The sequence below is a fragment of the Crossiella sp. SN42 genome (assembly GCF_023897065.1).
GTDB lineage: Bacteria > Actinomycetota > Actinomycetes > Mycobacteriales > Pseudonocardiaceae > Crossiella.
The window spans coordinates 1-1,082 of record NZ_JAMHIV010000081.1; the positions used below are offsets into that span (position 1 = coordinate 1).

Sequence of the window (1,082 nt, forward strand, 5' to 3'; positions counted from 1 at the left end):
TAGGTGTAGTGACCACGAGCGTTGTTGATGTCCGGGCCTTGATCATGGGGAAGGCCTCCGTGTGTGGTGTAGGTGTCGAATCTGCACCACACGGAGGCCTTCGTGTCCCACCGTAACGCCCGACTGACCATTCACGGCAGGCGGCTGCTGGTCACCCGTGTCCTGGCCGGTCGCCCGATCGCGCACACAGCCGCCGAGATGGGCATCTCACGAGCAACGGCCCACAAGTGGATGCGCCGCTGGCGCACCGAGGGCGAGGCAGGCCTGCACGACCGCCCCAGCCGCCCGCTGACCACCCCGCATCGCACCCCCGCCGAACTCGAGGCCCAGGTATGCCAGTTGCGGCAGGCCCGCAAGCTCGGCCCGGCCCGCATCGGCCCCATCCTGGGCCTGCCGGCCTCCACAGTGCACCGGATCCTGACACGCCACAGCCTCAACCGGCTGGCCTGGCTAGACCGGCCCAGCGGTGAGCCGATCCGCCGCTACGAGCGCTGCCGCCCCGGCGAACTCGTGCACGTCGACATCAAAAAGCTCGGCAACATCCCCGACGGCGGCGGCCATCGGGTCACCGACCGCCGCAGCGCCGCGGACAACAAGATCGCCACCACCGATCAGCGCCGCAGCTGCCGGCCGGTGATCGGCTACAGCTACATCCACTCCGCCGTCGACGATCACTCACGCCTGGCCTACAGCGAAAGCCTGCCCGATGAGAAGAAGGAGACAGCGGCCGCGTTCTGGCAACGAGCCCACCTGTTCTTCACCACCGCCGGGATCAGCGTCGAACGGGTGCTCACCGACAACGGCTCCTGCTACAAGTCCCGGCTCTGGCGCCAGATGCTCACCGCCGCTGGGATCACGCACAAACGCACTCGTCCTTACCGGCCGCAGACCAACGGCAAAGTGGAGCGGTTCAACCGCACCCTGCTCGAGGAGTGGGCCTACGTCCGGCCCTACCTCAGCAACGATGAACGCACTCAGGCTCTGGCAGAGTTCCTGCACACCTACAACCACCACCGCAGCCACACCGCACTCGGCGGCCAGCCACCCATCAGCCGCGTCAACAACCCCGCAGGGCAATACAC

1 protein-coding gene is annotated in these 1,082 nt (G+C 67.4%); it reads left to right on the plus strand.

What is annotated here, in order from left to right:
• Window positions 1-102: 102 nt before the first annotated feature.
• Window positions 103-1,082 (plus strand): IS481 family transposase (locus M8C13_RS44250; RefSeq protein WP_252486855.1); only part of this gene is annotated, 980 nt, incomplete at its 3' end.